Below are 8,625 nucleotides of genomic sequence, written 5' to 3' on the forward strand. Positions count from 1 at the left end.
AGAACATCCACCCGACCAAGGTTGTCCAGCTGGGCGACGAAGTCGAAGTGATGATTCTCGAGATCGACGAAGACCGTCGCCGTATCTCCCTGGGCATGAAGCAGTGCATGTCCAACCCGTGGGACGATTTCGCCATCAACCACAAGAAGGGCGACAAGGTCCGTGGTCAGATCAAGTCCCTGACCGACTTCGGCGTGTTCATCGGCCTGGAAGGCGGCATCGATGGTCTGGTTCACCTGTCCGACCTGTCCTGGTCCCTGTCTGGCGAAGAAGCTGTCCGCCAGTACAAGAAGGGCGACGAAGTCGAGGCCGTGGTGCTGAACATCGACGTCGAGAAGGAGCGCATCTCCCTCGGCATCAAGCAGCTCGATGGGGATCCGTTCACCAACTTCATCGCCACCCACGACAAGAACACCCTCGTGACCGGCACCGTGAAGACCGTGGATGCCCGTGGCGCCGTGATCGCCCTGAACAGCGATGTCGAAGGCTACCTGCGTGCTTCCGAGTTCTCCCGCGACCGCGTGGATGACCTGTCCCAGCTGCTGAAGGTTGGTGACTCCGTCGAAGCCCTGATCGTCAACGTTGACCGCAAGACCCGCGGCATCAACCTGTCGATCCGTGCCAAGGATCAGGTCGAGCAGAACGAAGCCATGAGCAAGCTGGCGTCTGACAGCGGCTCCGCTGCCAGCGGCACCACCAACCTCGGTGCGCTGCTGAAGGCCAAGCTCAACGAGCAGAAGTAAGCGGTTCGGGCATGACCAAGTCGGAGCTCATCGCCCGGCTGGCGGAGCGTTTTCCCCAGCTGGTCGCGAAGGACGCCGAGTTCGCGGTCAAGATGATTCTCGATGCGATGACCGACGCCCTGTCGCGGGGTGATCGCATCGAGATCCGCGGATTTGGCAGCTTTGCCTTGAACTACCGTCCTCCCCGTGTCGGGCGTAATCCCAAGTCGGGGGAGAAGGTACAGGTGCCGGAGAAGTATGTTCCGCATTTCAAGGCAGGCAAGGAATTGCGCGAACGCGTCGACATGATGGGGTAACCCGTCGACGCCCGGCGCCGGGGTCCGTGAGGTCCCAGGCTCGATCAGGAAGGCGGCTCAGGCCGCCTTCTTTTTTTTGCCCGCGTCAGGGATAATTCCGCGATGCGCGCTCTCATCTGGCTTTTCCGGCTGTTTCTGTTCCTCCTGCTGTTCGGCTTCGCCGTCAAGAACGACGACGTGGTCGTGCTGCGCTTTTTCTTTGGCGCCGAGTGGCATGTGCCGCTGGTGCTGGTGATCCTCCTGTTCGTCGTGATCGGTGTGCTGATCGGCGTGACGGCCACGGTGGCCACGCTTTACCGCCAGCACCGGGAAATCGGTCACCTGCGCGGCAGGCAGGGCAGCCCGGCGCCCGCAGAAGGACGGAACACGCTCCCCCTGGCCCACGGGCCCGATCTCCCCGAGAGCTACTGATTCATGGAATTCGAACTCTGGTGGCTTCTCGCCTTCCCGCTGTTCTTTGCGCTGGGCTGGCTGGCGGCGCGGATCGACATCAAACACCTGGTCCGGGAATCCCGTGCGCTTCCGCGCACTTACCTGACCGGCCTCAATTTCCTGCTCAACGAACAGCCTGACAAGGCGATCGACGCCTTCATCGAGGCCGTCAAGATTGACAACCAGACCGTCGAGCTGCATTTCGCCCTCGGCAGCCTGTTCCGCCGCCGCGGTGAGACGGATCGCGCGATCCGGATGCATCAGAACCTAGTGGATCGGGACGACCTCTCCGACGAGCAGCGTCAGCAGGCGCTATCCGAGCTAGGGCTGGATTTCCTGAAAGCCGGCCTGCTCGATCGCGCCGAAGCGATCTTCGTCAAGCTGCGTGGCACGCGCCTGAACGATTTCGCCCTGAAGAACCTGCTCGACATCTACCAGCAGGAAAAAGACTGGCGCAAGGCCATCGAGATCGCCGAGGCGCTGCCCCACGAAGGCGTGCTGTGGGAAAAGGAAGTCTCCAATTTCCACTGTGAGCTGGCGAGCGCAGATATTGCCAATTCGCGCTTCGATGAAGGCCTTGCAAGTCTTGGTCGCGCCCTCGAGATGAACCGCAAGTCGGTGCGGGCCAGCATGTTGCTGGGCGACCTGCACGCGGCGCGGGGCGACGACGCGGCGGCGCTCGAGGCCTGGAAGAAGATCGAGAGCCAGAATCCGGTCTACCTCGCGCTGGTGGCCGAGCGTCTGATGGATGCCTACCGGCGCCTCGGGCAGCTGGAGCAGGGCATGCAGTTGCTGCGCAGCTTCCTCGATCAATACCCGTCGCTGGATCTGCTCGACGCGCTGTTCCAGTGGGAGTTGCAGAAGGAAGGCCCGCAGGCGGCGTATCAGCTGGTGCGCGACGAACTGCGTCGCAACCCCACCCTGCTGGGCCTCGACAAGCTCCTCGAAGCGGCCCTGCTCACCGCGCCGGTCGAGCAGCGTACCGACATCGAGCTCGTGAAGGGCTTGGTGCATGGCCACACCCGGCGGGTGGCGCGCTATCGCTGTGACGCCTGTGGTTTCAAGGCGCGTCAGTTCTACTGGCGATGTCCGGCCTGCGGTGGCTGGGAAACCTATCCGCCCAAACGCACCGAAGAATTCGATCTCTCGCCCTAGCCTTTGCGGCGGGTTGTCTGGCAGGCGGCGCAGTCCGCCCGGATGCCAGTTTCCAGTTCGGTTTATCTAGTTTCGTCTCGGGAATCAAAACATGAAAATCACCGTGGTCGGTACCGGTTATGTGGGTCTCGTGTCCGGGGCCTGTCTTGCTGAGATGGGCAACGACGTGCTGTGCCTCGATCTGGATCCGGAGAAGATCCGCATCCTGAAGGAAGGTGGCATCCCCATCCACGAGCCGGGTCTCGATCATGTCGTCGCCCGCAACGTGGCGGCCGGCCGGCTGCACTTCACCACCGACGTCCAGGAAGCCGTGCAGTTCGGCACCATCCAGTTCATCGCCGTTGGCACGCCGCCCGATGAAGACGGCTCGGCCGACCTCAAGTACGTGCTGGCTGCCGCCCGTTCCATCGGCCGCCACATGACCGACTACAAGGTGATCGTCGACAAGAGCACCGTGCCGGTGGGCACCGCCGACAAGGTCAAGGCCGCCGTCCGGGCCGAACTCGATGCCCGTGGCGAATCGATTCCCTACAGCGTGGTGTCCAACCCCGAGTTCCTGAAGGAAGGCGCGGCGGTGGACGACTTCATGCGTCCCGACCGCATCGTCGTCGGCGCCGAGGACGACCAGGCGATCTTCCTGATGAAGGCCCTGTACGCGCCCTTCCAGCGCAACCACGAAAAGCTGCTGATCATGGATCTGCGCAGCGCCGAGCTGACCAAGTACGCCGCCAACGCCATGCTCGCCACCCGGATCAGCTTCATGAACGAGCTGGCGCTGCTGGCCGAGAGCCTGGGTGCCGACATCGAACTGGTGCGCCAGGGCATCGGCAGCGATCCGCGGATCGGCTATCACTTCCTGTACGCCGGTTGCGGCTACGGCGGTTCGTGTTTCCCGAAGGACGTGAAGGCGCTCATCAAGACCGGCGCCGACGCGGGCCATGCGCTGCATGTGCTCAACGCCGTCGAAGACGCCAACGACGCCCAGAAGCTGGTGCTGGTGGACAAGATCGTCTCGCGTTTCGGCGAGGATCTCTCCGGCAAGCACTTCGCCCTGTGGGGCCTGGCCTTCAAGCCGAACACCGACGACATGCGCGAGGCGCCCAGCCGGGTGATCATCGCCGAGCTGTTCCGCCGCGGCGCAACTGTCACGGCCTACGACCCGGTGGCGATGGACGAGAGCCGCCGCATCTTTGGCGATGAAGCGCGCCTCACCTACGCCGACCGGCCGATGCAGGCCCTCGACGGCGCCGACGCGCTGGTGATCGTCACCGAGTGGAAGGAATTCCGCAGCCCGGATTTTGACGCCATCAAGGCCAAGCTCAAGAGCCCGCTGATCTTCGATGGCCGCAACATCTTCGATCCGGCCCTGCCGCGTCAGGCCGGCCTCACCTACCTGAGCATCGGCCGTCCGTAAAAGGCTGGCGCAAAGCCGACAAAGCGTCCCGGGGGCTTCCGCTGGAAGCCCCTTTTTGCTTGCAGATGCAGGCTGGGGCAGTGTGGTGCGCGATGGCGCGTCACTTGCTTTGCGTGTTACTGAGCGGCATTCGCTATCATCGTTTCACCCGACATCGGACAGAATCGAACCATGGAATTCAAGACACTCGAAGACTACGTGGGCCAGACCCCGCTGGTCCGGCTCAAGCGCATCACCGCGGGCCGCAACAACGTCATCCTTGCCAAGCTCGAGGGCAATAATCCGGCGGGGTCGGTGAAGGATCGCCCGGCGCTGTCGATGATCCTGCGGGCCGAGGCTCGCGGCGACATCCAGCCCGGTCAGACCCTGATCGAAGCCACCAGCGGCAATACCGGCATCGCGCTGGCGATGGCGGCGGCGATCCGCGGCTACGGCATGATCCTTGTGATGCCTGAGAACCAGAGCATCGAGCGCCGTCAGACCATGCGTGCCTTTGGCGCCGAGCTGGTGCTGACGCCCAAGGAGGGCGGCATGGAGCTGGCTCGCGACGTGGCCGAGCGGATGCGTGACGAAGGCCGTGGGGTGATCCTCGACCAGTTCGCCAACCCGGACAACCCCCAGGCTCACATCGACGGCACCGGCCCCGAGATCTGGGCACAGACCGGCGGCACGATCACTCACTTCGTGAGCAGCATGGGCACCACCGGTACGATCATGGGCGTGTCCACCTACCTCAAGTCGCAGAACCCGGCGGTTCGTGTCGTCGGCTGCCAGCCGGCGGACGGAGCGCAGATCCCCGGCATCCGCAAGTGGCCGGAAGCCTATCTGCCGCGCATCTACGATAAGGCCCGGGTCGATCAGCTCGAATACGTCTCCCAGGCGGACGCCGAAGAGATGACCCGTCGCCTCGCGCGGGAGGAGGGCATCTTTGCCGGGATTTCATCCGGTGGCGCGCTGGCCGTGGCCCTGCGCCTGGCCGAGCAGCTCGAGAACGCGGTGATCGTTTCCATCGTCTGCGACCGTGGCGACCGCTATCTTTCCACTGGTGTCTTTCCCGCCTGAAGATCGGTATGGCCAGCACGCTTGTTTTTGATATCGAGACGATCCCCGACGTGGAGGGCATCCGCCAGCTCCACGGCCTGCCGGCTGATCTGGGGGCGGATGAGGTTGCGGAGTTCGCGTTCCAGCAGCGTCGCGCCAGCAACGGCACGGATTTCCTGCCGCACCACCTCCAGCGGGTGGTGACGATCTCTTGCGCCCTGCGGGACATGAGCCAGTTTCGGGTGTTCTCGCTCTCCGAGCCGGAATGCACCGAGGGCGAACTCATCCAGCGCTTCTTCGATGGTGTCGAGAAGTTCACCCCGCAGATCGTCTCGTGGAACGGCGGCGGCTTCGATCTGCCTGTGCTGCACTACCGGGGCATGCTCCACGGTGTCAGTGCGCCGCGCTATTGGGATCTGGGGGATGGCGACTACACCGACTCCCGCGATTTCAAGTGGAACAACTACATCGGCCGCTATCACACCCGGCACCTGGATCTGATGGATCTGCTGGCGCTGTACCAGCCCCGGGCCAGCGCGCCGCTGGATGATCTTGCCAAGCTGATGGGTTTTCCGGGCAAGCTGGGGATGGACGGCTCGGCCGTGTGGCAGGGCTATCGGGAAGGGAAGATCGCCGAGATCCGCGATTACTGCGAGACCGACGTGGTGAACACCTATCTGGTGTTCCTGCGCTTCCAGCTGATGCGCGGTGTTTTCGACAAAGTCCAGTACGACGCCGAGATCGCCTTCGTGCGTGAATCCCTTGGCCGGCTGGCCGGCACGCACTGGGAGCGTTTTCTCGCCGCGTGGCCTGAATCCAGATAATCTCAACGAAAGGTTGACAACTTTCAGGGCTCGTCTATAATGCGGGCTTCTTAGGCGCGTAGCTCAGCTGGTTAGAGCACCACCTTGACATGGTGGGGGTCGTTGGTTCGAGTCCAATCGCGCCTACCAAACACCTAAGAAGGAAAACGAATGTCTCGAACTTGCAGCAAGCAGGACTAAGCAATACCGAGTCTGCTGTAAGGCGTTTTCCAAAAAAGAAAAAGTGCGGCTCGTCCGCACTTTTTTTTTGCCCTGAATTTTCCCGGAGCGAGCCATCATGCCCAACATCACCTTGCCCGACGGTTCCGTACGCAGTTTCGAGCAGCCCGTGACGATTGCCCAGGTTGCCGCCTCCATCGGTACCGGCCTGGCCCGCGCCGCACTGGCCGGCAAGATCGACGGCCGGCTCGTCGATACCTCCCACCTCATCGAAAACGATACCGCCCTCGCGATCGTGACCGACAAGGACGCGGACGGCCTCGAGATCATCCGGCACTCCACTGCTCACCTGCTGGCCTATGCGGTGAAGGAACTGTTCCCGGACGCCCAGGTGACCATCGGGCCGGTGATCGAGAACGGCTTCTACTACGACTTCTCCTATAAGCGCCCGTTCACGCCCGAAGATCTCGAGAAGATCGAAGCGCGCATGCAGGAGCTCGCCAAGCGCGACATTCCGGTCGAGCGCAGCGTGCTGCCGCGCGACGAGGCGGTGGCCTACTTCAAGTCCATCGGCGAGCACTACAAGGCCGAGATCATCGCCTCGATTCCTGCTGATCAGGATGTCTCGCTGTACCGCGAGGGCGACTTCACTGACCTGTGCCGCGGTCCCCACGTGCCGTCCACCGGCAAGCTCAAGGTCTTCAAGCTGATGAAGGTCGCGGGCGCCTACTGGCGTGGCGACTCGAAGAACGAGATGCTGCAGCGCATCTACGGCACCGCCTGGGCGAAGAAGGAAGACCAGGAAGCCTACCTGCACATGCTGGAAGAAGCCGAGAAGCGCGATCACCGTCGCCTCGGCAAGCAACTGGATCTCTTCCACCTGCAGGATGAGGCGCCGGGTATGGTGTTCTGGCACCCCCATGGCTGGACGCTCTGGCAGCAGATCGAGCAGTACATGCGCCGAGTGCTCACCGATGCCGGCTACCAGGAGGTGAAGACCCCGCTGGTGATGGATCGCCAGCTGTGGGAGCGGTCCGGCCACTGGGACAACTACCGGGACAACATGTTCACCACCGAATCGGAAAAGCGTGATTACGCGATCAAGCCGATGAACTGCCCGGGCCACGTCCAGATCTACAACCACGGCCTGCATTCCTACCGCGATCTGCCGCTGCGTCTTGCCGAGTTCGGCTCCTGCCATCGCAACGAGCCGTCCGGCGCGCTGCACGGCCTGATGCGTGTGCGCGGTTTTGTGCAGGATGATGCCCACATCTTCTGCACCGAAGACCAGATCGTGTCCGAGGTCACCGCCTTCAACGAGCTGCTCTCCCGCGTGTATCGCGATTTCGGCTTCACCGATGTGGCGGTCAAGCTGTCCCTGCGCCCTGAAAAGCGCGCTGGCAGCGACGAGATCTGGGATAAGGCCGAATCCGGCTTGCGTGAAGCGCTGGCGGCCTCCGGTCACCAGTGGGAAGAGCTGCCGGGCGAGGGTGCCTTCTACGGTCCGAAGATCGAATATCACGTGAAGGACGCCCTCGGTCGCTCGTGGCAGTGCGGCACCATGCAGCTCGACTTCGTGCTGCCGGAGCGCCTCGATGCGGAGTACGTGACTGAAGATAATGGCCGTCGCCGCCCCGTCATGCTGCACCGGGCGATCCTCGGTTCGCTGGAGCGCTTCATCGGCATCCTGATCGAAAACCACGCCGGTGCGCTGCCTCTGTGGCTGTCGCCGGTGCAGGCGGTGGTGCTGAACATCTCCGAGGCGCAGGCCGATTACGTCACGGATGTTGTCAAGGCGCTGCGCGCCAAGGGCTTCCGCGTCGAGGCCGATTTGCGCAACGAGAAAATTACTTATAAAATACGCGAACATAGCGTACGTAAGCTGCCTTATCTGCTTGTTGTTGGTGACAAGGAAAAGGCAGCTGGTGTGGTGGCCGTGCGCGCCCGGGGTAATCAAGACCTCGGCCAATTGTCCCTCGATACGGTTGTCGAGCGTTGGCAGCGTGAAATTTCCACGTTCGCTGGCACGGCCTAACTTTTTGTTTTTTTGGAGAATTAAACCATCGCTCAGGATAAGAAGCTGCGCGTCAACGGCGAAATCAATGCGCCGGAGGTGCGTTTGACAGGTGAGGACGGTGAGCAGATCGGCATCGTCACTTTGCGTGCTGCCCTGGAAGCAGCGGATGAAGCCGGTGTGGATCTCGTCGAGATCGCACCGATGGCCAAGCCGCCCGTGTGCCGCTTGATGGACTTCGGCAAGTACAAGTACGAAGAAGCCAAGCGGGCCCACGAAGCCAAGCAGAAGCAGAAGCAGATTCAGGTCAAGGAAGTGAAGCTCCGTCCGGGTACGGACGAGAACGACTACCAGATCAAGCTGCGTAACCTCATCAAGTTCCTGAACGAAGGCGACAAGGCGAAGGTGACCCTCCGTTTCCGTGGCCGTGAAATGGCTCACCAGGAATTCGGCATGCGTCAGCTCGAGCGCGTCAAGAACGATCTGGAAGAGATCGGTCAGGTCGAGCAGATGCCGAAGATGGAAGGGCGCCAGATGATCATGGTCA

General features: G+C 62.4%; 9 protein-coding genes and 1 tRNA gene. All 10 read left to right on the top strand.

The features are described from left to right. Positions 1–743, top strand: a 743-nt coding sequence (locus tag Q0672_RS05775; protein WP_298620659.1) for a S1 RNA-binding domain-containing protein, incomplete at its 5' end; no start/stop codon positions are given. An 11-nt stretch (positions 744–754) separates the two neighbouring features. Beyond that, positions 755–1,039: an integration host factor subunit beta gene (locus Q0672_RS05780; protein WP_079434022.1), complete on the top strand. Its 285-nt coding sequence runs from the start codon at positions 755–757 to the stop codon at positions 1,037–1,039. Between the two features lie 102 nt (positions 1,040–1,141). After that, positions 1,142–1,450 carry a lipopolysaccharide assembly protein LapA domain-containing protein gene (locus Q0672_RS05785; protein ID WP_284188257.1) on the top strand — a complete coding sequence of 103 codons (309 nt, stop codon included), beginning with the start codon at positions 1,142–1,144 and terminating at the stop codon, positions 1,448–1,450. 3 nt (positions 1,451–1,453) lie between these two features. Further along, entirely contained in the window at positions 1,454–2,626 is a 1,173-nt protein-coding gene (gene lapB / locus Q0672_RS05790; protein ID WP_153160439.1) for a lipopolysaccharide assembly protein LapB, read from the top strand. A gap of 91 nt (positions 2,627–2,717) precedes the next feature. Continuing rightward, complete coding sequence (locus tag Q0672_RS05795; RefSeq protein WP_153160438.1) at positions 2,718–4,040, top strand: UDP-glucose/GDP-mannose dehydrogenase family protein; 1,323 nt, start codon at positions 2,718–2,720, stop codon at positions 4,038–4,040. A 171-nt stretch (positions 4,041–4,211) separates the two neighbouring features. Next, entirely contained in the window at positions 4,212–5,102 is an 891-nt protein-coding gene (cysM, locus tag Q0672_RS05800; RefSeq protein WP_153160437.1) for a cysteine synthase CysM, read from the top strand. Between the two features lie 8 nt (positions 5,103–5,110). Next, on the top strand, positions 5,111–5,905 hold the full coding sequence (locus tag Q0672_RS05805; RefSeq protein WP_298620665.1) for a 3'-5' exonuclease: 795 nt from the start codon (positions 5,111–5,113) through the stop codon (positions 5,903–5,905). Between the two features lie 52 nt (positions 5,906–5,957). Further along, positions 5,958–6,034: transfer RNA gene (locus Q0672_RS05810), tRNA-Val, on the top strand. Positions 6,035–6,182: 148 nt separating this feature from the next. After that, positions 6,183–8,099, top strand: a complete 1,917-nt coding sequence (thrS, locus tag Q0672_RS05815; RefSeq protein WP_298620667.1) for a threonine--tRNA ligase — start codon at positions 6,183–6,185, stop codon at positions 8,097–8,099. 27 nt (positions 8,100–8,126) lie between these two features. Then, positions 8,127–8,625: translation initiation factor IF-3 (infC, locus tag Q0672_RS05820; RefSeq protein WP_367179939.1), on the top strand; the 499-nt coding region annotated here is incomplete at its 3' end.

Origin of the sequence: uncultured Zoogloea sp., from assembly GCF_937894855.1 — a bacterium.
Classification (GTDB): domain Bacteria; phylum Pseudomonadota; class Gammaproteobacteria; order Burkholderiales; family Rhodocyclaceae; genus Zoogloea; species Zoogloea oryzae.